Source organism: Streptomyces sp. NPDC045695 (assembly GCF_056432025.1).
In genome coordinates this window covers 1-21,044 of sequence record NZ_JBWKJU010000038.1, presented here as the reverse complement: position 1 = coordinate 21,044, position 21,044 = coordinate 1, and the positions used below count along the sequence as shown (strand labels likewise).

The 21,044-nt window shown below is 71.7% G+C and carries 24 protein-coding genes; 10 read left to right on the top strand and 14 right to left on the bottom strand.

The window, feature by feature from the left end; translation table 11 throughout:
- On the top strand, positions 1-298 hold a 298-nt coding region (locus AC07DU_RS33645), incomplete at its 5' end, for a hypothetical protein (RefSeq protein ID WP_479115714.1).
- Between the two features lie 112 nt (positions 299-410).
- On the opposite strand, the gene AC07DU_RS33640 is transcribed toward AC07DU_RS33645, so the two are convergent.
- Positions 411-1,052, bottom strand: coding sequence for a DNA-3-methyladenine glycosylase (locus AC07DU_RS33640; RefSeq protein ID WP_479033083.1), 642 nt, complete (start codon positions 1,050-1,052; stop codon positions 411-413).
- A 112-nt stretch (positions 1,053-1,164) separates the two neighbouring features.
- On the opposite strand from AC07DU_RS33640, the gene AC07DU_RS33635 reads away from it, so the two are divergent.
- From AC07DU_RS33635 to AC07DU_RS33625, 3 genes are all read left to right on the top strand, one after another.
- Positions 1,165-1,947, top strand: a complete 783-nt coding sequence (locus AC07DU_RS33635; protein ID WP_360899462.1) for a sporulation protein — start codon at positions 1,165-1,167, stop codon at positions 1,945-1,947.
- Positions 1,948-1,996: 49 nt separating this feature from the next.
- Positions 1,997-2,530 (top strand): YbhB/YbcL family Raf kinase inhibitor-like protein, encoded by a 534-nt coding sequence (locus AC07DU_RS33630; protein ID WP_360899465.1) that lies wholly within the window; start codon positions 1,997-1,999, stop codon positions 2,528-2,530.
- A 149-nt stretch (positions 2,531-2,679) separates the two neighbouring features.
- The gene (locus AC07DU_RS33625; protein ID WP_073915811.1) at positions 2,680-3,183 is read left to right on the top strand and encodes an HNH endonuclease; all 504 of its coding nucleotides are present in this window, start codon (positions 2,680-2,682) and stop codon (positions 3,181-3,183) included.
- 36 nt (positions 3,184-3,219) lie between these two features.
- Here AC07DU_RS33625 and AC07DU_RS33620 read toward each other — a convergent pair whose 3' ends face one another.
- From AC07DU_RS33620 to AC07DU_RS33605, 4 genes are all read right to left on the bottom strand, one after another.
- The gene (locus AC07DU_RS33620) at positions 3,220-3,990 is read right to left on the bottom strand and encodes a sulfite exporter TauE/SafE family protein (protein WP_479115712.1); all 771 of its coding nucleotides are present in this window, start codon (positions 3,988-3,990) and stop codon (positions 3,220-3,222) included.
- Positions 3,991-4,078: 88 nt separating this feature from the next.
- Complete coding sequence (locus AC07DU_RS33615; protein WP_360899472.1) at positions 4,079-5,068, bottom strand: SPFH domain-containing protein; 990 nt, start codon at positions 5,066-5,068, stop codon at positions 4,079-4,081.
- An 84-nt stretch (positions 5,069-5,152) separates the two neighbouring features.
- The gene (locus tag AC07DU_RS33610) at positions 5,153-5,581 is read right to left on the bottom strand and encodes an NfeD family protein (protein ID WP_479115710.1); all 429 of its coding nucleotides are present in this window, start codon (positions 5,579-5,581) and stop codon (positions 5,153-5,155) included.
- 69 nt (positions 5,582-5,650) lie between these two features.
- Entirely contained in the window at positions 5,651-6,451 is an 801-nt protein-coding gene (locus tag AC07DU_RS33605; protein ID WP_360899478.1) for an ABC transporter ATP-binding protein, read from the bottom strand.
- Between the two features lie 135 nt (positions 6,452-6,586).
- Here AC07DU_RS33605 and AC07DU_RS33600 point away from each other — a divergent pair, with 135 nt between their 5' ends.
- Positions 6,587-7,372: a hypothetical protein gene (locus AC07DU_RS33600; RefSeq protein ID WP_479115708.1), complete on the top strand. Its 786-nt coding sequence runs from the start codon at positions 6,587-6,589 to the stop codon at positions 7,370-7,372.
- 301 nt (positions 7,373-7,673) lie between these two features.
- Here AC07DU_RS33600 and AC07DU_RS33595 read toward each other — a convergent pair whose 3' ends face one another.
- The 3 genes from AC07DU_RS33595 to AC07DU_RS33585 all read right to left on the bottom strand — a co-directional run bounded on the left by AC07DU_RS33595 (position 7,674) and on the right by AC07DU_RS33585 (position 9,882).
- Positions 7,674-7,919, bottom strand: coding sequence for a chaplin (locus tag AC07DU_RS33595; RefSeq protein WP_361947092.1), 246 nt, complete (start codon positions 7,917-7,919; stop codon positions 7,674-7,676).
- 138 nt (positions 7,920-8,057) lie between these two features.
- Positions 8,058-8,717 carry a response regulator gene (locus AC07DU_RS33590; protein ID WP_479033068.1) on the bottom strand — a complete coding sequence of 220 codons (660 nt, stop codon included), beginning with the start codon at positions 8,715-8,717 and terminating at the stop codon, positions 8,058-8,060.
- A complete protein-coding gene (locus tag AC07DU_RS33585; protein WP_479115706.1) occupies positions 8,710-9,882 on the bottom strand; it encodes a GAF domain-containing sensor histidine kinase in 1,173 nt (390 codons plus the stop codon). Before AC07DU_RS33585 ends, AC07DU_RS33590 begins: the two co-directional genes overlap by 8 nt.
- Positions 9,883-10,040: 158 nt before the next feature.
- On the opposite strand from AC07DU_RS33585, the gene AC07DU_RS33580 reads away from it, so the two are divergent.
- The 3 genes from AC07DU_RS33580 (at position 10,041) to AC07DU_RS33570 (ending at position 12,858) form a co-directional block, all read left to right on the top strand.
- On the top strand, positions 10,041-10,781 hold the full coding sequence (locus AC07DU_RS33580; protein ID WP_479115703.1) for an SDR family NAD(P)-dependent oxidoreductase: 741 nt from the start codon (positions 10,041-10,043) through the stop codon (positions 10,779-10,781).
- A 50-nt stretch (positions 10,782-10,831) separates the two neighbouring features.
- Positions 10,832-11,896, top strand: coding sequence for an S-adenosylmethionine:tRNA ribosyltransferase-isomerase (locus AC07DU_RS33575; RefSeq protein ID WP_479115718.1), 1,065 nt, complete (start codon positions 10,832-10,834; stop codon positions 11,894-11,896).
- 308 nt (positions 11,897-12,204) lie between these two features.
- Positions 12,205-12,858, top strand: a complete 654-nt coding sequence (locus AC07DU_RS33570; protein WP_479033062.1) for a transglycosylase SLT domain-containing protein — start codon at positions 12,205-12,207, stop codon at positions 12,856-12,858.
- A gap of 128 nt (positions 12,859-12,986) precedes the next feature.
- On the opposite strand, the gene AC07DU_RS33565 is transcribed toward AC07DU_RS33570, so the two are convergent.
- On the bottom strand, positions 12,987-15,512 hold the full coding sequence (locus AC07DU_RS33565; RefSeq protein ID WP_479115701.1) for an ABC transporter ATP-binding protein/permease: 2,526 nt from the start codon (positions 15,510-15,512) through the stop codon (positions 12,987-12,989).
- A gap of 442 nt (positions 15,513-15,954) precedes the next feature.
- Between AC07DU_RS33565 and serB the strand changes: the two genes are divergently transcribed.
- Positions 15,955-17,154 (top strand): phosphoserine phosphatase SerB, encoded by a 1,200-nt coding sequence (serB, locus tag AC07DU_RS33560; protein ID WP_453374915.1) that lies wholly within the window; start codon positions 15,955-15,957, stop codon positions 17,152-17,154.
- Positions 17,155-17,231: 77 nt separating this feature from the next.
- Here the strand turns inward: serB and AC07DU_RS33555 are convergent, their stop codons facing one another.
- The 4 genes from AC07DU_RS33555 to AC07DU_RS33540 form a co-directional block, all read right to left on the bottom strand.
- The gene (locus AC07DU_RS33555; protein WP_360899502.1) at positions 17,232-17,753 is read right to left on the bottom strand and encodes a SixA phosphatase family protein; all 522 of its coding nucleotides are present in this window, start codon (positions 17,751-17,753) and stop codon (positions 17,232-17,234) included.
- Between the two features lie 79 nt (positions 17,754-17,832).
- On the bottom strand, positions 17,833-18,054 hold the full coding sequence (locus AC07DU_RS33550) for a hypothetical protein (protein ID WP_360899505.1): 222 nt from the start codon (positions 18,052-18,054) through the stop codon (positions 17,833-17,835).
- 156 nt (positions 18,055-18,210) lie between these two features.
- Positions 18,211-18,330, bottom strand: coding sequence for an SGM_5486 family transporter-associated protein (locus AC07DU_RS33545; RefSeq protein WP_360899508.1), 120 nt, complete (start codon positions 18,328-18,330; stop codon positions 18,211-18,213).
- Positions 18,331-18,335: 5 nt separating this feature from the next.
- Positions 18,336-19,646, bottom strand: a complete 1,311-nt coding sequence (locus AC07DU_RS33540; RefSeq protein WP_479115699.1) for a CynX/NimT family MFS transporter — start codon at positions 19,644-19,646, stop codon at positions 18,336-18,338.
- A 57-nt stretch (positions 19,647-19,703) separates the two neighbouring features.
- Between AC07DU_RS33540 and AC07DU_RS33535 the strand changes: the two genes are divergently transcribed.
- A complete protein-coding gene (locus AC07DU_RS33535) occupies positions 19,704-20,405 on the top strand; it encodes a FadR/GntR family transcriptional regulator (RefSeq protein WP_479033050.1) in 702 nt (233 codons plus the stop codon).
- On the opposite strand, the gene AC07DU_RS33530 is transcribed toward AC07DU_RS33535, so the two are convergent.
- On the bottom strand, positions 20,386-20,751 hold the full coding sequence (locus AC07DU_RS33530) for a hypothetical protein (RefSeq protein ID WP_479115716.1): 366 nt from the start codon (positions 20,749-20,751) through the stop codon (positions 20,386-20,388). The two genes, AC07DU_RS33535 and AC07DU_RS33530, sit on opposite strands and share 20 nt — an antisense overlap.
- Positions 20,752-21,044: the final 293 nt, after the last annotated feature.

Sequence of the window (21,044 nt, the reverse complement as noted above, 5' to 3'; positions counted from 1 at the left end):
ACCGAAGTGGACGGGGTATCAACTTCTGGCGTTGATTTTTGGCACGCTGTTGAGTTCTCAAGGAACGGACGCTTCCTTTGTACTCACCCGCAGCGCATCGACTGGGGCTTTCCTCCGGGCTTTCGTTCTGTTCTTGCGTTTCCAACTCTACCAGATCATTTCCGCGCTGTTTCCAGACTTGGATTTGAATTCGGTGACCGTTGGGGGTCTTTGCCTTTCGGCGCTCCACCACATTAGCGCTTATCCCGTGCGGCTCATAATCGAGCCGTTCGGCCGGGAATTCGGACATGCCGAATAAGACCCCGCCAGGGGTGCGTCGTCTGTGTTGGGTTGGCCGCTCCGGGGGGTCTGCTGTAGCAGTGCTCCCGTTCCAGCGGCTCGGACTACGTTAGGCGTCTCACTGGGCCGAGTCAAGTTGACCGGCGGCGCGGCGCGTGGGCGCGGTACGGGCTCACCGTCGGGTCGCCCGTGATCCAGAAGCGGTACGGGTGGGCGGCGCCGAGCCCGCTCACTCCCGTGCGCGGGCCACTGCTGACCAGGTCCGGTGTGGTGGGGGTGCCCGCGAGGAGGGACAGGGGGGACTCGGGGCCCGCGCACAGGTCGGCGCCGTCCAGGGAGCGGTCCACGTCCAGGGCTGTGGCCAGCCGGGCCGGGCCCTTGGCCAGTTCCCTCGGGTTTCTGGCGGAAAGTCGACGTTTGGCGGCGAGGTCCGCGCCCACGGTGATCTCGCCGGCGCGGACCAGAACGCCGCTCGCGTGGCCCGGCGGGCCGCACACCAGATTCAGGCTGAACCACATGCCGTAGATGAAGTAGACGTACGCGTGTCCGGGTGGCCCGAACATCGATGCGTTGCGGGCCGTGCGCCCTCGGTAGGCGTGCGAGCCAGGGTCGGCCTCGCCCTCGTAGGCCTCGACCTCCGTGATGCGCAGTTCGAGGGGGCCCTCCGCGGTGCGGCGGACCAGGGTGCGGCCGAGGAGGTCGGGGGCAACGGTGAGGACCGGGCGGTCGAAGAAGGACCGGGGCAGGGGCGTACGGTCGGGGCGCGCGCTCATCCGGTCGAGCGTAGTGGAACGCGTGGACCGGCGACCGGGGCCTAAGGTTCCGCGTTTGACAGCGCTTTTTTGCAAGCGGTAGTCGCCAGATCGTTCAAGGGGAGTTTTGAGCATGGGCTTCAAGAAGCTGTTCGCGAGCCTGGGTGCCGGTGGTGCGTCGGTGGACACGGTGATCACCGAGCCGAACGTGGTGCCGGGCGGGATCGTCCAGGGCGAGGTCCGGATCCAGGGCGGATCCGTCGAGCAGCAGATCGAGGGGCTGTCCGTCGGTCTGCAGGCGCGCGTCGAGGTCGAGGGTGGTGACCAGGAGTACAAGCAGGACGTGGTCTTCACCAAGCAGCGCCTCGGCGGTGCCTTCCAGGTGCAGGCCGGCGCGCTGCACGTGGTGCCCTTCGGGCTGGAGATCCCGTGGGAGACGCCGATCACCCACTTCGGTGGCCAGCACCTGCACGGCATGAACATCGGGGTCAGCACCGAGCTGGAGATCGCGCGTGCCGTGGACGCGGGCGACCTCGACGCGATCAACGTGCACCCGGTGCCGGCGCAGCAGGCGATCCTCGACGCCTTCCGGCAGCTCGGCTTCACCTTCCGCAGTGCGGACATGGAGCGCGGGCACATCCGTGGGACGCGGCAGACGCTGCCCTTCTACCAGGAGATCGAGTTCCTGCCGCCGTCGCAGTACCGGGGGCTGAACCAGGTCGAGCTGACCTTCGTCTCGGACGGCCGGGAGATGGACGTCGTCCTGGAGATGGACAAGAAGCCGGGGCTGTTCTCCGAGGGCAGTGACACCTACCGCTGCTTCCAGGTGGGGCTGCAGTCCTACCAGGGCACCGACTGGGTGGCGTACCTGAACCAGTGGATCGCCTCCGTCGGTTCGCAGCGCAACTGGTTCTAGCCGGTCCTAGGCTCGGACCGGTATTCGCCAGCGATCAGGAGGGCCAGAAGTGACCGAGCAGAACAGGGCGCCTCTTCCGCACGACTTCCACCCCGAGGTGCCCTCCTTCAGCGTGACCAGTGAGGACCTCTCGCCGGGTGCCGATCTGGGTGACGCCCAGGTGCTCTCGGGTGGGAACGTCTCGCCGCAGCTGCGGTGGGAGGGGTTCCCGGAGGGGACGAAGAGCTTCGCCGTGACGTGCTTCGACCCGGACGCGCCGACGGGCAGCGGGTTCTGGCACTGGGTGCTCTTCGATCTGCCGGTCTCGGTCACCGAGCTGCCGCCCGGTGCGGGCAGCGGGAAGTTCGAGGGCCTGCCCGCCGGGGCGGTGCACGCGCGCAACGACTACGGGACCAAGGACTTCGGCGGGGCGGCTCCGCCGGCCGGGGAACGGCACCGGTACGTGTTCACCGTGTACGCGGTGGACCAGGAGAGGCTCGGACCGGACTCGGACGCGTCCCCGGCCGTCGTCGGTTTCCATCTGCGGTTCCACACGCTCGCGCGCGCTCAGCTCATCGGTGAGTACGCGTCGCCCGCGGGCTGATCGTTCTCCGAGCGTTTGCCCGGTCCTGGTCTAAAGAAGGCCGGGACCGGGCATTTTTATTGCGTTGTCCCGCGTGGCGCGCGCGGCCAGAGTGGTCGCGGGCCCTGCCGCCGGAGTGGTCGCGGGCCTGCACACGGGAGGTGGGCGAGATGCGGGACACGCTGGTGCTGAATGCGAGCTTCGAGCCGCTGTCGACGGTGACCTTGAACCGGGCGGTGGTCCTGGTGCTCCAGGACAAGGCCGTCGTCGAACAGTCGCATCCCGAGCTGCGTGTGCGCGCGGCCACGATGGAGCTTCCGATGCCGCGGGTGATCCGGCTGTGCAGGTACGTGCGGGTGCCCTTCCGAAGACATGCTCCCTGGTCACGGAGGGGGGTGCTGGTCCGGGACCAGCACCGGTGCGCGTACTGCGGGAAGCGCGCGACGACCGTGGACCACGTGCTGCCCCGGGCGCAGGGGGGCGGGGACACGTGGCTGAACACGGTGGCCTCCTGCGCCGAGGACAACCACCGCAAGGCGGCGCGGACTCCTGAGGAGGCCGGGATGCCGCTCCTCAGGAAGCCCTTCGTGCCGTCTCCCGCGGACGCCATGCTGCTGGCTCTGGGGGTGGCGGGGCGGGAGGCCCTGCCGCAGTGGCTGGAGCGTTCCGCCTAGTCGGCCGCGGTGGGCGGCGTAGTTCTGCTACGCCGCTCAGCGGAGCAGCAGTTGGACGATCGCGAGGACGCCGACCGTCACGATGACCGCGCGCAGTGCCGTCGGCGGGAGCTTGCGGCCCACCTTGGCGCCGATCTGGCCGCCGATGGTGGAGCCGACGGCGATGAGCAGGACGGCCGTCCAGTCGAATTCGGCGACGAAGAGGAAGAGGACGGCCGCGACGCCGTTCACCAGGGCGGCGATGACGTTCTTGACGGCATTGATCCGCTGGATGTCCTCGCGGAGCAGCAGGCCCATCAGGCCGAGGTAGAGCACGCCCTGGGCGGCGCCGAAGTAGCCTCCGTAGGCGCTGGAGAACAGCACGCCGCCGAGCAGGGCGGGGCCGCCGTCGGGGTGGCTCGTGTCTCCTCCGGCGGCTTCCTGGCGCCGGCGCAGGGCGGCGGCGAGGCGGGGCTGGAGGATGACCAGCACGAGGGCGAGCCCGATGAGGACGGGCACGATCGTGTCGAAGGAATCCGACGGCAGGGTGAGGAGCAGGACCGCGCCCGCGAGTCCGCCGACGACGGATACCGCGCCGAGCCGCAGGACGCGCGGGCGCTGGCCCTGGAGTTCCTTGCGGTAGCCGATGGCTCCGCTGATGGAACCGGGCACCAGGCCGAGGGTGTTGGACACGTTGGCGGTGACCGGCGGCAGGCCGGTGGCCAGCAGCACCGGGAAGGTGATGAGGGTGCCGGAGCCGACGATGGTGTTGATCGTGCCCGCGCCTATGCCTGCGACGAGGACCGCGAGTGATTCCCAGATGGACATGGACCGTGCCATCCCCTTTGCATGAGTGGGTCGCCTCCCCGCTATGAAGGTCGTGGGGCCGTACCGATCATGCAGGAGGGGGCGGCGGTTAGTCGATGGGGGGCTGCTCGCGGCGCTCGGCGGCGGCCTTGTCGGCGGCCGCGTTGCCGTTGTTCGTGGCGTCCTTGCCGGAGTTCTGCGGGTTGAAGCCCGAACCGCCGCCCATCGGGCCGAAGTTGCCCATGGCGCCGGAGAGTCCCTTGAGCGCGTCGCCGATCTCGCTGGGCACGATCCAGAGCTTGTTGGCATCGCCCTCGGCGATCTTCGGGAGCATCTGGAGGTACTGGTAGGCGAGGAGCTTCTGGTCGGCGTCACCGGCGTGGATGGACTCGAACACCGTGCGGATGGCCTGGGCTTCGCCCTCGGCGCGCAGGGCGGCGGCCTTGGCGTCACCTTCGGCGCGCAGGATGGAGGACTGCTTCTCACCCTCGGCGCGCAGGATCTCGGACTGCCGGACGCCCTCGGCCTGGAGGATGGCGGCGCGCTTGTCGCGGTCGGCGCGCATCTGCTTCTCCATCGAGTCCTGGATGGAGGTCGGCGGCTCGATGGCCTTGAGCTCGACGCGGTTGACGCGGATGCCCCACTTGCCGGTGGCCTCGTCGAGGACTCCGCGGAGCGCCGCGTTGATCTCCTCGCGGGAGGTCAGGGTGCGCTCCAGGTCCATGCCGCCGATGATGTTGCGCAGGGTGGTGACGGTGAGCTGCTCGATGGCCTGGATGTAGCTGGCCACTTCGTAGGTCGCGGCGCGCGCGTCGGTCACCTGGTAGTAGATGACCGTGTCGATGTTGACGACCAGGTTGTCCTGGGTGATGACGGGCTGCGGCGGGAAGGGGACGACCTGTTCGCGCAGGTCGATCCGGTTGCGGATCGAGTCGATGAACGGGACGACGATGTTGAGGCCCGCGTTGAGGGTGCGGGTGTAGCGGCCGAACCGCTCGACGATGGCGGCGCTGGCCTGCGGGATCACCTGGATCGTCTTGACCAGTGCGATGAAGACCAGAACCACCAGAATGATCAGGACGATGATGATCGGTTGCATGCGGTTCCCCGTGCCCTTCCGGCTGTCTGTGCTGCCCCGTTGAAGGGAGTCTCGCAGACCCGGGGGCCGCGAGCAGGCTGCTTGTCACATGACGACGGCGGTCGCCCCGTCGATCTCCACGACGTCGACGGACTGACCGGGTTCGAAGCTGGTGTCCGCGTCGAGGGTGCGTGCGGACCAGACCTCGCCGGCGAGCTTGATGCGGCCGCCGCGGCCGTCGACGCGTTCGAGGACGACGGCGCTTCTGCCCTTCAACGCGTCGATGCCGCTGCGGTGTTGGGGGCGCTGGTTGCGGTGCCGGTTGGCGATCGGCCGTACGACGGCGATCAGCGCTACCGACACGACCACGAAGACCAGGATTTGGGCCACCACTCCCCCGCCGACGGCCGCCGTGACCGCGGCCGCCACCGCGCCCACGGCGAACATGCCGAACTCCGGCATGGCGGTGAGGACCAGGGGGATGCCCAGTCCGACCGCGCCGATGAGCCACCACACCCATGCGTCGATGTCCACCCGGTCATGGTAGGTCGGGTGGCGCGGTCGGGACAGGGTGCGATCCCGGCCTGATCCGGCCGGACACCCCTAACCGAGCGGGAGGCCCTGGGCGCTCCAGCGGTCGTTTCCGTTGCGCTCGACGACCAGCGGGAGGCCGAAGCAGAGCGAGAGGTTGCGGGAGGTCAGTTCGAGGTCGATCGGGCCGGCGGTGACGACCTTGCCCTGACGGATCATCAGGACGTGGGTGAAGCCGGGGGCGATCTCCTCGACGTGGTGCGTGACCATGACCATGGAGGGGGCCAGCGGGTCGCGGGCCAGGCGGCCGAGGCGGCGTACGAGGTCCTCGCGGCCTCCGAGGTCCAGACCGGCGGCCGGCTCGTCGAGGAGCAGGAGCTCGGGGTCGGTCATGAGGGCGCGGGCGATCAGCGTGCGCTTGCGCTCGCCCTCGGAGAGGGTGCCGAACTTCCGGTCGAGGTACTCGGTCATGCCGAGGCGGTCGAGGAAGGCGCGGGCCCGCTGCTCGTCGATCTCCTCGTACTCCTCCTGCCAGGTCGCCGTCATGCCGTAGGCGGCGGTGAGGACGGTCTGCAGGACGGTCTGCCGCTTGGGCAGCTTGTCGGCCATCGCGATGCCGGCGACGCCGATGCGGGGGCGCAGCTCGAACACGTCGGTGCCGGGCTTGCCGAGGGTGCCGCCGAGGATGGTGGCGCTGCCCTTGGTGGGGAAGAGGTAGCTGGAGGCGAGGTTCAGCAGTGTGGTCTTGCCGGCGCCGTTGGGGCCGAGGATCACCCAGCGCTCCCCCTCCTTCACCGACCAGGAGACCTGGTCCACCAGAGCCCGGCCCTCGCGGACCACGGATACGTCCACCAGCTCCAGAACATCGCTCATGAGCGTGTTGTCACCCCTTGCAGTCACGGTTCTCTGTTGCGCCGGTAGACCCAGCCCCAGGGGGAAAACCTACGCCACTCGGCAAGGGGTCCGGGGCCGGGGCCCGGTGCGGGGGCCGATCCGTAAAGTGGGGGGATGCTTTTCGAACCACGTTCAGGGCGCCTGGCCGCCTGGGGGAACGCGCTGCTGGCCGGTCTGGTCTCGCCCGACGAGGCCGTGTCGTCGATCGTGGGCGAGGACGCCCTGCACCGGGTGGAGGGGCTGCCGGGTGAGGCGGGGCCGGTGGGGCTCACGCTGGCGCTGGGGCGGCTGCGGGCGCTGGGGGTGTCCGGGCTGCGGGTGGCTCTGCCGGCGCCGGGGCATCCGCTGGGGCTGAGCGGTCCGGCGGATTTCAACGCGCGGGCGCTGGAGGCCGAGGAGGCCGTGGTGTGCGCGGGGGCCGCGCTGGGGCTCGTACCGGAGGTGACCGAGGTGGGGCCCGCGGGGGACGTGCACGTGTCGGTGACCTGGCACTGCCTGCCGGTACGGGAGGCTCCGCCGGCGGACGTGCCGTCGCTGGGCGAGGCGGAGCGGGAGCTGGCGGAGGCGCTGCGCGACGCGACGGCCGCGCTGACGCGGCTGGACGTGGCCGGGTCGGGGCCGGTGGCGGAGGCGGCGCTGTCGGCGTACCGGGCGCGGGCGACGGCGGGGCGGGATGCCTTGGCTCCGGGGTATCCGGCGCGGGCGGTGCGGGTGCTGGCGCTGGCGCAGCGGGTGGATCTGATGGTGTCGCTGGCGTACGAGAACGGGCACGGGGGTGCGGTGTCCTCGTCCGAGATGGCGGCGCGGGCGGAGGCGTTGCGGCCGGTGGAGCGGGTGGCTCGGCGGGCGCTCGTCGCGGCGTACAACTCGGCCGTTGAGGCGGGCGGGGTCGGGCGTTAGCCCCTCGGCTGCGCCGGGGCGGGGCTGCGCCGGACGAGGCCGGGGCTGCGCCGGACGAGGCCGGGGCTGCGCCGGACGAGGCCGGGGCTGCGCCGGGGCTCCTGGGGCTCCGCCCCAGACCCCGCGCCTCAAACGCCGGCGGGGCTGAAAGAGGGGCTGCGCCCGGGCCGGGTACTTGAGCGGCCGGAGAGGGCCCGTGTCTCAGGGATGGCGGGGCTGAAAAAAAGGGGGGAGAGCAGGGTGGCCCCGCTTCCCGGGGAGAGGTGGGGAAGCGGGGCCGGGGGTGCGCGGCAGAAGGCGGTCAGGCGTTGACGCCCGTGTTGCCGAAGGCGGGGTTGAGCAGGCCGATCACGTTGACCGTGTTGCCCACCACGTTGACGGGGATGTGGACGGGGACCTGGAGCTGGTTCCCGGAGGCCACGCCGGGCGAGTTCAGGGCCTCGCCCTCCGCCGACGCACCGCCGTGCGCCGAGGAGACACCCGCGCCGGCGGCGAGGAGGCCGCCCGCGATCATGGTGACGGCTGCGGCCTTCTTGAAGTTCTTCACGTTCTCGTCCTCCAGTACGTCTGCCGCGACCAGCCGCCGCGGCACGTCATGGAGAACGCCCGCCCCGCGCTCGGGATACGCCATGTGGGCTACATACACCCGACCGTATGAATCTCAGACCGGACGGACTCGGTCCGATTACTCCGCCAAACCGTGCCTGACCGCCCACAATGCGGCCTGAGTCCGATCTGAGAGGTCCAGCTTCATCAGGATGTTCGACACGTGCGTCTTCACCGTCTTCTCGGACAGCACCAGGGCCCGGGCGATCTCGCGGTTGGAGCGGCCGTCCGCGATCAGGCCCAGGACCTCGCGTTCGCGGTCGGTCAGGGAGCCCGGCCGGCCCGCGGAGGGGCTCTGGTCGTCCTGGGAGAGCAGGGCCACCGCCACCTCCGGCTGGAGGAGGACGTGGCCGGCGTGGACGGACCGGATGGCTCCGGCCAGGGCCTCGGGGTCGATGTCCTTGTAGACGTATCCCGCCGCTCCCGCCCGCAGGGCCGGGACCACGGTCCGCTGCTCCGTGAAGCTGGTGACGATCAGCACCCGCGCCGGGTTCGCCAGCTCGCGCAGCCTGCGCAGGGCCTCGATGCCGTCGGTGCCCGGCATCTTGATGTCCATGAGGATCACGTCGGGGCGCAGCTCCTCGGCGCGGGCGATGCCCTCCTCGCCGTCGGAGGCCTCGCCGACCACCTCGATGTCCTCCTGGACCTCCAGGAAGGTGCGCAGGCCCCGCCGGACCACCTGGTGGTCGTCGACCAGCAGGACGCCGATCCTGCCGCCGCGTACGGTGCCGTCAGCCACCGGGGACCTCCATCTCGATCGTGGTGCCCCGCCCGGGCTCCGAGTGCACGGTGAGCCGGCCGCCGACCCCGCCCGCGCGGTCGCGCATGGAGACGAGGCCGAGGTGGCGGCCCGCCCGGCGGACGGCCTTGGGGTCGAAGCCCTTGCCGGAGTCGACGACCGTGAGGACGGCGCCCCCTGCGGGCGTCCGGGCCAAGGTGACCTCCACCCGGTCGGCGCCCGAGTGGCGCAGGGCGTTGTGGAGGGCTTCCTGGGCCACGCGCAGGACCGCCTCCTCCTGGGACGCGGGCAGGGCCCGTACGCCGTCACAGGTGAAGGTGACGTGCGCGGCGTGGGCGCGGTCCAGTACGTGGACGTGCGTCCGCAGGGTCGCGACCAGGCCGTCGTCGTCCAGGGCGGCCGGGCGGAGCTCGGTGACGGCCGCGCGCAGTTCGTCGGCGGCTTCCGCCGCCAGGGCGGCCACCTGCTGGAGCTCGTCCTTGGCCCGGGCGGGGTCGCGGTCGACGAGGGCGGCGGCGGCCTGGGCGGTGAGGCGCAGCGAGAAGAGCTTCTGGCTGACGGCGTCGTGCAGCTCGTGGGCCAGGCGCGAGCGCTCCTCGGCGATGGTGAGCTCGCGGCTGCGCTCGTAGAGCCGGGCGTTGGTGAGGGCGATCGCCGCGTGCTGGGCGAGGAGGGAGAGGAGTTCCTGGTCCTCGTCGGTGAAACCGGGCCCGCCGCCGGGGCCCCGGTACTTGTTGGCGAGGAAGAGGGCGCCGAGGGTCTCCTCGCCGTCCCGGATCGGCATGCCGAGGAAGTCGGACATCTCGGGGTGGGCGGCCGGCCAGCCCTCGAAGCGCGGGTCCTCGCGTACGTCGGCCAGCCGCTCGGGGCCGCCGTGGTGGAGCATCGCGGCCAGGATGCCGTGCTGGCGGGGCAGCGGTCCGATGCTGCGCCACTGCTCGGCGCTGATGCCGTCCACGACGAACTGGGCGAAGCCGCCGTGGTCGTCCGGGACGCCCAGGGCCGCGTACTCGGCGTCCAGGAGCTCGCGGGCCGACACGACGATCGTGCGCAGGACGTCGCGGACCTCCAGGCGGCGGCTCATGGCGAGCAGCGCGGTGCTCACGGCGGCCAGGCCGGTGCGTTCCGGTCCCTTGTGCACGGGGTCACGCATGGGGTCGCGCATGGGGTCACCGTACCCGGGGCGCTGACCAGCGGGATCGGCCTGTGGGCGTAGGTCCATCGGACCTGTACGGGTGGGGCTCGCGGCCGAGGCGGCGGCGGGCTGCGCCTTCCTAGGTTGGGGGCGTCGGGTGATCGGAGACGGAAGGCAGGGGTGCGGTCATGTCGGTGGCGATGGTGACGGGGGCTTCGCGGGGGCTGGGCCGGGCGCTGGCCGGGGAGCTGGCGGCGGACGGCTGGGACCTGGTGCTCAGTGCGCGGGGTGCGGCGGCTCTGGAGGAGGCCGCGGCCGAGGTGGAGGAGCGGGGCGTACGGGTCGTGGCGGTGCCCGGGGACGTGTCCTCGGCGGCGCACCGGGCGGCGCTGGTGGCGGCGGCGCGGGAGCTGGGCGGGCTGGACCTGCTGGTGAACAACGCGGGGGTGCTGGGGGCGGAGCCCTTGGTGCCGCTGGCGGCGCATCCGCTGGACGGGCTCCGGGAGGCGTTCGAGGTCAATGTGGTGGGGCCGCTGGGGCTGGTGCAGGAGGGGCTGGCATTGCTGCGGGCCTCGGCGGCGGGGGCGGTGCTGAACATCAGCTCGGACGCCGCGGTGGTTCCGTACGCCACGTGGGGTGCGTACGGGGCCACCAAGGCGGCCGGGGACCTGATGTGGGGCGTACTGGCGGTGGAGGAGCCGGGGCTGCGGGTGTGGTGGGCGGACCCCGGTTCGATGCGGACGCGGATGATGGCGGCGGCCGAGCCCGGTGAGGACCTGTCGGGGCTGGCGACGCCGAAGGAGGTGGCGCCCGTACTGCTGCGGCTGGTGCGGGAGGCGCGGGCGAGCGGGCGGTACACCGCGGAGGCGCTGGCGGCGGAGGCGGCCCTCGGGGCGCGGGCGGGCCTCGGGGCGGGGACCGCGCGGTGAGCGGGCGGCAGGCCCTTCGGGAAGACGGGCTCCATGTACAGGGAGAGGGACTGCGCCTAGCGGACGTTCCGCCGGAACTGGTGGCGCGGGTGCCCGCCGAGCAGCGCGGGCCGGGCCGGGGGCGGGACTCCGTGCGGCTCCTGGTGTCGCGGGGCGGCGCGGAGGTGTCCCTGCACGCCTTCCGGGAGCTGCCGGACCTGCTGCGGGCCGGGGACGTCCTGGTCGTGAACACCTCGGCCACGCTGGCGGCCGCGGTGGACGCGCGGCTGGGCGGCGCGCAGGTGGTGGTGCACTTCTCCACCCGGGGCGACGGGGGCCGCTGGGCGGTGGAGCTGCGGGATCCGGCGGGTGGCGGGACGACCCGGCCGCGGCCCGGGGGGCCGGCGGGGGCGGTGGTGGAGCTGCCGGACGGGCACCGCCTCGTCCTGGAGGAGCGCCTCGACCCGGGAGCGGACCGGCTGTGGTGGGCGCGGCCCGACCCCGCCCCGGGAGCCGTCCCGGCGCTGCTGCGGGCGTACGGGCGGCCCGTCCGGTACGCGTACACGGAGCGGGACCAGCCGCTGTCGGCGTACCAGACGGTGTTCGCGGTGCCGGCGGCCGACGGATCGGGTTCGGCGGAGATGCCGAGCGCCGGGCGGCCCTTCACCGCGGAGCTGGTGGCGCGGCTGGTGAGCCGGGGGGTGCAGTTCGCGCCGCTGACCCTGCACACGGGGGTGTCCTCGCAGGAGGCGCACGAGCCGCCGTACCCGGAGCGGTACGAGGTGCCCGGGACGACGGCGGGGCTGGTGAACGCCGCGCGGGCCGCCGGCGGGAGGGTGATCGCCGTGGGGACGACGGCGGTGCGGGCCCTGGAGTCGGCGGCGGGGCCGGACGGGCTGGTCCGTGCGGCCGGGGGCTGGACCGGCCTGGTGGTGACGCCGCAGCGGGGGGTGCGGGTGGTGGACGGGCTGCTGAGCGGGCTGCACGAGCCCGCAGCGTCCCATCTGCTGATGCTGGAGGCGGTCGCGGGGCGTGCCGCCGTGCGGCGCGGGTACGCGGAGGCGAGGGCCCGGCAGTGCCTGTGGCACGAGTTCGGGGACGTCCATCTGCTCTTCAAGGACGAGACCGGTCACTGAGTGCATTGCTACCGCAACTCATGGTGAGACTGCTACGTGCTCGATGTGAGCCCGGGCATAGGACGCACATCACTTACGAAGCTGCCTAGTGGACGAGTAAAGGCCCTGTCAGCACGGGCCTGCGTAGCGCCGGGGCCTGATATCGGGCCCCGGCGCCCGCGTCTGATCCACTAAGCAGGATCGTACGTCACACCTTTGCCACAAGTTTTTGCCACCGCTAAGAATTGCTCTCGTCGCACAGCGCCGCGGATCCCAGATCCTCGCGGCGCTTTCCTGCGGCCCCCGCTATTCGAAGAGGTTGCCCCGCCATGTCTGCTTCCAGCACTTCCGGTCACAGTCGTCTGACGAAGGCACACAAGCTGTCCATTGCCGGCGTCGCCACGTTCAGCGCCGCCGCGCTCGCCTTCTCCCTCGTCCCGGCCGATGCCGCTGAGCCCCAGACGGTCGCCGCACCCGTCGCCTGGGCGCGCGTCGTCGACGGCACGCAGGCCAAGACGGTGGCGCAGCACCTCTCCGTGCAGCAGGTCGTCGCGGACAAGAAGGCGAAGGACGCGGCGAAGGCCAAGGCCGAGGCCGCCGCGAAGAAGGACCGCGAGCAGAAGGCGGCCGCGAGCCGTTCCGCCGCCCGCACCCCGGTCTTCGCGAACAACCTCGACGGCTGGATCAAGGAAGCCCTCTTCATCATGAAGAAGGAAGGCATTCCGGGCACCTACGCCGGTATTCACCGCAACATCATGCGTGAGTCCAGCGGCAACCCGATGGCCATCAACAACTGGGACATCAACGCCCAGAACGGCATCCCCAGCAAGGGTCTGCTCCAGGTCATCCTTCCGACCTTCAAGACGTACCACGTCAAGGGCACCAAGTTCGACCAGTACGACCCGGTCGCGAACATCGTCGCCGCCTGCAACTACGCGGCCGACCGCTACGGCTCCATGGACAACGTCAACAGCGCCTACTAGGCCACGCTGCCCACTGGGCCGCGCTCGGGACCACCCGAGCCCGTCCAAGCCCCCCATGCGCCTCAGGGCGGCCCCCGGAGTTCCGGGTGCCGCCCTGAGGCGTTTTCGTGCGCGTGGTGCCGGCCGGGTTACTTGCCGGCCCGCATGACCTCGGGCTCGTGGCGGCGCAGCAGGCGCTGGACCGCGAAACCGCAGGCGATGCCGATGAGCAGCAGGATGGTGATGTTCAGGCTCCACTGGCCGACCGTCGCGTCCCAGAGCGGGTCCGTGTTGGTCGGGTTGTCGGCGTCCCACGGCGGCATGAGCTGGCCGAGGTTGAGCGTGGTGCCGGCGGCGGCGATGGCCCAGCGGGACGGCATCAGCCAGGCGAACTGCTCCAGGCCCGGCGAGTCGTAGACCTGGAAGAGGATGCCGGTGAACACGACCTGGACGATCGCGAACATGACCAACAGCGGCATGGTCTTCTCGGCGGTCTTCACCAGCGAGGAGATCACCAGGCCGAACATCATCGAGGTGAAGCCGAGCGCGATGACCGACAGGCAGATCTCGACGGCCGGCGGCATGATCAGGCCCTCGGTGGGCAGGTCGCGCGGGAAGAAGCCGATCGCGCAGATGATCACGCCCTGGATGGCCGTGATGATCCCGAGGACGATCACCTTCGACATGAGGTACGCGGACCGGTAGAGGCCGGTCGCCCGCTCACGCTCGTAGATGACGCGTTCCTTGATCAGCTCGCGGACCGAGTTGGCGGCGCCCGAGAAGCACATGCCGACCGCGAGGATCAGCATGATCGTGCCGGCGTCCCCGTTGAAGCGGGACGGCGCGACCGGCGGCGCGAGGCCGAACTTCGCGGGGATCACCGTGGAGACCACGCCCAGGACCGCGGGCAGCAGCACCATCAGGGCCAGGAAGCCCTTGTCCGAGGCGATCACCGAGACGTAGCGGCGGATCAGCGTCCACAGCTGCGAGCCCCAGCCCTGCGGCTTGGTCGGGCGCATCTGCTGGACCGGCGGCATGGCGACCGACTGGGGCGCGACCGCGTCGATGTCGGCGGCGTACAGCTGGTAGTGCTGGGAGCCCTTCCAGCGGCCGGCCCAGTCGTAGTCGCGGTAGTTCTCGAAGGCCGAGAACACGTCCGCCCACGTGGTGTAGCCGAAGAAGTTCAGCGCCTCGTCCGGCGGACCGAAGTACGCGACGGAACCGCCCGGGGCCATGACCAGCAGCTTGTCGCAGATGGCCAGCTCGGCGACGGAGTGGGTGACGACGAGGACCGTGCGGCCGTCGTCGGCCAGGCCGCGCAGCAGCTGCATGACGTCGCGGTCCATGCCCGGGTCGAGGCCGGAGGTCGGCTCGTCCAGGAAGATCAGCGAGGGCTTGGTGAGCAGCTCCAGGGCCACGGACACGCGCTTGCGCTGACCACCCGAGAGTGCGGTGATCTTCTTGTCCTTGTGGATGTCGAGCTTGAGCTCGCGCAGCACCTCGTCGATGCGTGCGGCGCGCTCGGACTCGGCGGTGTCACCCGGGAAGCGGAGCTTGGCCGCGTACTTCAGCGCCGTCCGTACGGTCAGCTCCTTGTGCAGGATGTCGTCCTGCGGGACCAGGCCGATGCGCTGGCGGAGCTCCGCGAACTGCTTGTACAGGTTGCGGTTGTCGTACAGGACGTCGCCCTGGTCGGCGGGCCGGTAGCCGGTCAACGCCTTGAGCAGCGTCGACTTGCCGGAGCCGGAGGGGCCGATGACGCCGATCAGCGACTTCTCCGGGACGCCGAAGGTGACGTCCTTGAGGATCTGCTTGCCGCCCTCGACCGTGACCGTGAGGTGGCGGGCCGAGAAGGAGACCTCGCCGGTGTCGACGAACTCCTCAAGGCGGTCGCCGACGATCCGGAACGTCGAGTGGCCGACGCCGACGATGTCGTTCGGGCCGAGCAGCACGGTGCCGGACTTGGCCAGCGGCTGACCGTTGACGTAGGTGCCGTTGTGGCTGCCGAGGTCGTGGATCTCGAAGCGGCCGCCCGGCATCGAGCGGAACTCGGCGTGGTGGCGGGAGACCTGGAGGTCGGAGACCACCAGCTCGTTCTCCAGCGCACGGCCGATCCGCATGACGTGGCCCAGCGAGAGCTGGTGGAACGTCGTCGGGCTGCGGTCGCCGTACGCGGGTGCCCCGCCCTGCGCGGGACGGGGTGCGGCGGCGGCCTGCTGGTGCGGGAGGTGCACCTGCTGCGGCTGTGCGTGCTGCGGCTGTGCGTGCTGCTGCTGTTCCCAGGCCTGCTGCTGCGGGGCCTGGTAGGCCGGGGCCTGCGGCTGGGCGTACGCCTGGGCCGCGGCCGGCTGCTGCGCGTGCTGCGGCTGCGGCGCCGCGGCAGCGGCTGCGCTCAGATTCAGCCGCGGTCCGTCGGTCGCGTTGCCCAGGTGCACCGGCGTGCCGGGCACGAGTGCGGTCTGCTGGACCCGCGCCCCGTGCACGTAGGTGCCGTTGGTGCTGCCGTGGTCCTCGATACCCCAACCCTGGCCGTTCCAGGCGATGGTGGCGTGCCTCCACGACACCCGCGCATCGTCGATCACCACGTCTCCCTGGGGATCACGCCCCAGCGAGTACGACCTGGACGGATCGAGCGTCCAGGTCCTTCCATTCAATTCCAGTACGAGTTCCGGCACTCCAGCCCCACTTAAGTCCCCCGAGAATCCCCCATGACGTCAGGGAGTCTAGGGATGGCGAACATCCGGGGGAACTATTTCAGGCCCACAGCCGTATGTGGAATCCGGGCCTTGCCGGGGCGCCCAGGACTGCCCGTTGACGGGGTCGAAAGTCACCCGGAGAGTCAGATACGGGACTTCTCGCCGTCCTCGTCCTCGCGGCGGGGGGCCTCCCCGGGGCCGCGCCCCGGCGGCCGACCGTCGCCCCGCCTCCCCCGCCGGGCGCACCGCCACCGCCGAAACCGTCCGGGCCGCCCCCGGCGCGGTGGAGCCGCAGGTCCGGTGCTCAGGTCCGGGGCGTCGGGAAGGGCGGCGGCAGGGGGAGGCGGCCGGCGGCACACCGCGTTCACGAAATGGGACGGGGGTCCTGTGAGGGGAGCCGGGAAGATACGGTGAGAGCACCATGAGCGCATCGCAGACCTCCGACGTCCCCACCCTCCTCGTCAAGATCTTCGGCAAGGACCGTCCCGGGATCACCGCCGGGCTGTTCGACACCCTCGCCGCCTACTCCGTCGACGTCGTCGACATCGAGCAGGTCGTCACCCGTGGCCGCATCGTCCTGTGCGCCCTCGTCACCGAGCCCGCCGGCGGGCTGGAGGGCGACCTGCGGGCCACCGTCCACAGCTGGGCCGAGTCCCTCAAGATGCAGGCGGAGATCCTCTCCGGTACCGGTGACAACCGGCCCCGCGGCAGCGGCCGCTCCCACGTCACCGTCCTCGGACACCCGCTCACCGCCGAGTCCACCGCCGCCATCGCCTCCCGGATCACCGCGACCGGCGGCAACATCGACCGTATTTTCCGGCTCGCGAAATATCCGGTCACGGCCGTGGAGTTCGCCGTCTCCGGCGTCGAGACCGAGCCGCTGCGCACGGAGCTGGCCACCGCCGCCGCGCAGATCGGCGTGGACGTTGCCGTGGTCTCGGCCGGACTGCACCGCCGGGCCCAGCGCCTGGTCGTCATGGACGTGGACTCGACCCTGATCCAGGACGAGGTCATCGAGCTCTTCGCCGCGCACGCCGGATGCGAGGCCGAGGTCGCCGAGGTCACCGAGCGGGCCATGCGCGGCGAGCTGGACTTCGAGCAGTCGCTGCACGCCCGTGTCGCACTGCTCGCCGGACTCGACGCCTCCGTCGTGGACAAGGTGCGCGCCGAGGTGCAGCTGACCCCGGGCGCCCGGACCCTGATCCGTACGCTCAAGCGGCTCGGCTACCAGGTGGGCGTGGTCTCCGGCGGCTTCACCCAGGTGACGGACGACCTGCGGGAGCGGCTGGGGCTGGACTTCGCCGCCGCCAACACGCTGGAGATCGTCGACGGGAAGCTGACGGGCCGGGTCACCGGCGAGATCGTGGACCGGGCGGGCAAGGCCCGGCTGCTGCGCCGTTTCGCCGCGGAGGCCGGCGTACCGCTGGCCCAGACGGTGGCCGTCGGTGACGGGGCCAACGACCTGGACATGCTCAACGCGGCCGGGCTGGGGGTGGCCTTCAACGCCAAGCCCGTGGTCCGCGAGGCCGCCCACACGGCGGTGAACGTGCCCTTCCTGGATGCGGTGCTCTACCTGCTCGGCATCACCCGCGAGGAGGTCGAGGCCGCCGACCTGGCCTGATCCGCAGGACGCGTACGGGCCCCGGCCGCCGGTGCGGCTGCCGGGGCCCGCTCATGCGTAGGGGGGTGTCCGGTGGGTCAGTGCCCCTTGGGGGTCCAGAAGTCGACCAGGGTGCCCACCCCGTGCTCCAGGGACTTCCACGAGCCGGTGAACGAGACCACGGCGAGCGCGGCGGTCGGGAATCCCGTACGGGCCATGCGCGCCAGGGTGTCGCCCTCCGCGCGGCCCGAGAGGGCGTCGGCGAGGGCGTGCATGCCGGGGTTGTGGCCGATGACGAGGAGGTCGCGGACCTCGTCGGAGGTCTCGTTCAGCAGGGCGATGAGCTCGCCCAGCGAGGCGTCGTAGAGCCGTTCCTCGTAGTGGGTCTTCGGCCGGTGCGGCATCTCCTGGACGGCGAGCTTCCAGGTCTCGCGGGTGCGGGCGGACGTGGAGCAGAGGGCCAGGTCGAAGGCGATGCCGGTGTCGGCGAGCTTCAGACCGACGGCCGGCGCGTCCTTGCGGCCCCGTTCCGCCAGCGGACGGTCGTGGTCGGCCACCTCGGGCCAGTCGGCCTTGGCGTGCCGGAGGAGGGCGATCCTGCGGGATGTGTCGGCGCTCATGGCTCCCAGCTTCGCATGAAACGAGCCACGGGGCGCAGGGTGTTGGAGGGCGCACCCGGCAGGTGGGACGCGCGCGAGCTCAGCCGACGGCGCGCAGGATCTGCGTCACGACCTGCATCAGGGAGGAGACCTCGCCGGTGGCGGCGTGGGCCTCGCCGGAGCCGGCGAGGAGCAGCAGCAGGCAGCCGAAGGCGAGGACGGGCAGGGCCAGCGCCCACCAGTGCAGCCGGGCACCCGCGCCGGCTGCGGCGTGTGCCCGGGGGCCGGGCGGGAGGGACCGGGTGTGCGTGGGGGCCGACATGGCCGCCTCCGAGGGTGTGGACGGGACTGGCTCGCTGCCTTCGAATCTATGGATCCGAAGGGGCGGTTCCCATCCGGGGCACACCCCACTTGTCCCTGAGCCTGACCCCCTAGGGGAAGGGGGGTTATCCCCACCTCCGCCCCCGGGTGCCCGGGGTCAGGGGGAGGCGATCGTCGCGATGACGCCGATGATCAGGCTCACGGCGAGCATCGCGCCGAGGACGAGGCCGAGCTTCTTGTGGCCGTTCTGCGGGTTCGGTTCAAGTACGGGCGACATGCCGGTCAGTCTCGCATGCCGCATTCGTCCTCGATCGTGCGGTCCCGCCCGGCCAGGACGCCGAGCGCGATCTGCGGCACGAGCAGTCCGGCCATCAGGGCGAGCGGCAGGTCCCAGCCGCCGCTGTGCTGGTAGAGGGTGCCGATCACCAGGGGGCCGGGGATGGAGATGAGGTAGCCGGTGCTCTGGGCGAAGGCGGAGAGCTTGATCACGCCGGCGGGGGACTTGGCGCGCAGTCCGATCAGGGTGATGACGAGCGGGAAGGCACAGTTGGAGATGCCGAGCAGGAGCGCCCAGGCCCAGGCGCCGGCGGCGGGGGCGAGGTAGAGCCCGAGGTAGCCGGTGAGGCCGAAGGCGCCGAGGGTGACGGCGATGGCGCCCTGGTTCTTCATCCGGCCGGCGAGGCCGGGGATGACGAAGGCGAGCGGGACTCCCATGACCATGGTGACGGCGAGGAGCACTCCGGCGGTGGAGGCGGAGACCCCGGCGTCCCGGAAGATCTGCGGGAGCCAGCCCATGGTGATGTACGCACCCGTGGCCTGGAGGCCGAAGTAGCAGGCCAGGGCCCAGGCGGTGCGGCTGCGGACGACCCGCGGGCCCGCGTCGGCGCGTACCGACCCGGCCGGGCCGGAGGCGGACGCCGCCGCCCGTTCCTGCCTGCGGGAGGCGCGGGCGATGGGCAGCCAGGGGATCACGGCGATCACCGCGAGCCCGGCCCACAGGAGCAGGCCGGTGCGCCAGCTGCCGCCGAGGGCGGTGGTGAGCGGGACGGTCGTGGCGGCGGCGAGCGAGGTGCCGGCGGCGAGGGCCATGGAGTACAGGCCGGTCATGGTGCCGACCCGGTCCGGGAAGTAGCGCTTGACGATCACCGGGAGCAGGACGTTGGTGAGGGCGATGCCGGCCAGGGACAGGGCGCTGGCGGCGAGGAAGCCGGCGGCGCCCGTCGCGAAGGGCCGGACCAGCAGTCCGATGGCGATGGCGGCCATGCCGGCGCAGACCACGGCGGCGGGGCCGAAGCGGCGGGAGAGACGGGGTGCGGTGACGCCGAAGACGGCGAAGCACAGGGCGGGGACGGAGGTGATCAGTCCGGCGACGGTGCCGCTCATGCCCAGACCGGTGCGGGTCTCCTCGAAGAGGGCGCCGAGGCTGGTGATGGCGGGCCGCAGGTTGAGGGCGGCGAGCACGATTCCGACGAGGAGCACCGGCCCGAGCCAGGTGGGGTGCACCGGGGGCTGCGGGGTGGGGGCGGTGGCCTGCCGGGAGGGCCGGTGGCCCCCGGCGGGCCGGTCGAGCGTCTGTATGTCGTCGTCACGCATCCCACCATCATAGAATCATGGGATGATTGGTTGTCCAATCGCTCCAGAGGGGAACCCATGCCGCTGACCTCGCCACGGCGCTCCGCGCTCGTCGACCAGGTGATCGCCCAGTTGCGCAACCAGATCACCTCCGGCGAGTGGCCGGTCGGCGCCCGCATCCCCACCGAGCCGGAGCTCGTCGAGCTGCTCGGCGTGGCCCGCAACACCGTGCGCGAGGCCGTGCGGGCGCTGGCGCACAACGGACTGCTCGACATCCGGCAGGGCTCGGGTACGTACGTCCTCGCCACCAGCGAGCTGGCCGGGGTGATGCACCGCCGGTTCGCCGGCGCCGACCCGCGGCACATCGCCGAGCTGCGCTCGACGCTGGAGTCCTCGGCGGCGCGGCTGGCGGCGGAGCGGCGCACCGAGCGGGACCTCGTCCAGCTGGACGCCCTGCTGGCGCGGCGCGAGGACGCCTGGGCAAGTGGGGACGCGGACCTGTTCGTGGCGGCGGACATGAGCCTGCACATGGCCGTGGTGACGGCCTCGCACAACGAGGTGCTGATCGAGCTGTACGCGGACCTCGGCGACCTGCTGGCCGACTGGCTGCGGACGGACGTGGGCACCGACCTGCGTCCCGCCGGCCATCTGGACCACGCCCGGCTGATCGAGGCGATCAGACGCGGGGACGGGGACACGGCCGCCTCGGAGGCGGCGGGCTATCCCTTCGCGTGTCGCGGCCGGAACGCGGAGGGGGACCTCACGGGCGCTGGTGGCTGACCCACGCCGCGCGGACTTCCTTCCAGCAGCGGCCGACGAGCTCGACCCGGCCGGCCGGGCCGACGGCCACGGCGGCGCCGTCGCCGTCCAGGTCCCACCAGCGGTCGCATTCGACGTGCAGCCGGACCAGGTCGGTCTCGGGATAGGCGTTGTGGCAGGACGCCGTCACCTGTGAGCCCAGGATCTCGGTGTCGCAGTCCGCTCCGAACAGGTCCCGGCCGGCGGGCCGCGCGGGTGGTGCGGGGGGCTCTGCGGGGATCTCGGCGAGCTCCACCACGGCCGGGGGCACCGCCTCGGGGCCGTATGCGGGATCGTCGGCGGCCGGCTGCGCGGCCGCCCCGGGCATCAGGAGTCCGGTCAGGATCACCGAGGTGACCAGCAGCGATACTGCTCCGCTCGGCCTCGTGCGCACTCCCGTACCTCCTCCCCGCAGGAGCCGGGAAGATCCCGGCCTGGCCAGTTTGCAGGCATCTGTCACGGTTTTCGACTCGGGAAGTTCCGATCGGCCGCTGAACATCCGATCGAGCCCATGCGTACGGCGGCGGGGGGGGGGGGGGGGGGGGGGGGGGGGGGGGGGGGGGGGGGGGGGGGGGGGGGGGGGGGGGGGGGGGGGGGGGGGGGGGGGGGGGGGGGGGGGGG

What these genes read in the sequence shown, in the direction of transcription:
- AC07DU_RS33580 (WP_479115703.1), top strand. Translation starts at nt 10,041, where the DNA reads ATGTCGGTGGCGATGGTGACGGGGGCTTCGCGGGGGCTGGGCCGGGCG.
- AC07DU_RS33570 (WP_479033062.1), top strand. Translation starts at nt 12,205, where the DNA reads ATGTCTGCTTCCAGCACTTCCGGTCACAGTCGTCTGACGAAGGCACAC.
- AC07DU_RS33635 (WP_360899462.1), top strand. Translation starts at nt 1,165, where the DNA reads ATGGGCTTCAAGAAGCTGTTCGCGAGCCTGGGTGCCGGTGGTGCGTCG.
- AC07DU_RS33545 (WP_360899508.1), bottom strand. Translation starts at nt 18,330, where the DNA reads ATGTCGCCCGTACTTGAACCGAACCCGCAGAACGGCCACAAGAAGCTC.
- AC07DU_RS33605 (WP_360899478.1), bottom strand. Translation starts at nt 6,451, where the DNA reads ATGAGCGATGTTCTGGAGCTGGTGGACGTATCCGTGGTCCGCGAGGGC.
- AC07DU_RS33540 (WP_479115699.1), bottom strand. Translation starts at nt 19,646, where the DNA reads ATGCGTGACGACGACATACAGACGCTCGACCGGCCCGCCGGGGGCCAC.
- AC07DU_RS33530 (WP_479115716.1), bottom strand. Translation starts at nt 20,751, where the DNA reads ATGCCCGGGGCGGCCGCGCAGCCGGCCGCCGACGATCCCGCATACGGC.
- serB (WP_453374915.1), top strand. Translation starts at nt 15,955, where the DNA reads ATGAGCGCATCGCAGACCTCCGACGTCCCCACCCTCCTCGTCAAGATC.
- AC07DU_RS33535 (WP_479033050.1), top strand. Translation starts at nt 19,704, where the DNA reads ATGCCGCTGACCTCGCCACGGCGCTCCGCGCTCGTCGACCAGGTGATC.
- AC07DU_RS33555 (WP_360899502.1), bottom strand. Translation starts at nt 17,753, where the DNA reads ATGAGCGCCGACACATCCCGCAGGATCGCCCTCCTCCGGCACGCCAAG.
- AC07DU_RS33585 (WP_479115706.1), bottom strand. Translation starts at nt 9,882, where the DNA reads ATGCGCGACCCCATGCGTGACCCCGTGCACAAGGGACCGGAACGCACC.
- AC07DU_RS33640 (WP_479033083.1), bottom strand. Translation starts at nt 1,052, where the DNA reads ATGAGCGCGCGCCCCGACCGTACGCCCCTGCCCCGGTCCTTCTTCGAC.
- AC07DU_RS33550 (WP_360899505.1), bottom strand. Translation starts at nt 18,054, where the DNA reads ATGTCGGCCCCCACGCACACCCGGTCCCTCCCGCCCGGCCCCCGGGCA.
- AC07DU_RS33625 (WP_073915811.1), top strand. Translation starts at nt 2,680, where the DNA reads ATGCGGGACACGCTGGTGCTGAATGCGAGCTTCGAGCCGCTGTCGACG.
- AC07DU_RS33620 (WP_479115712.1), bottom strand. Translation starts at nt 3,990, where the DNA reads ATGTCCATCTGGGAATCACTCGCGGTCCTCGTCGCAGGCATAGGCGCG.
- AC07DU_RS33615 (WP_360899472.1), bottom strand. Translation starts at nt 5,068, where the DNA reads ATGCAACCGATCATCATCGTCCTGATCATTCTGGTGGTTCTGGTCTTC.
- AC07DU_RS33600 (WP_479115708.1), top strand. Translation starts at nt 6,587, where the DNA reads ATGCTTTTCGAACCACGTTCAGGGCGCCTGGCCGCCTGGGGGAACGCG.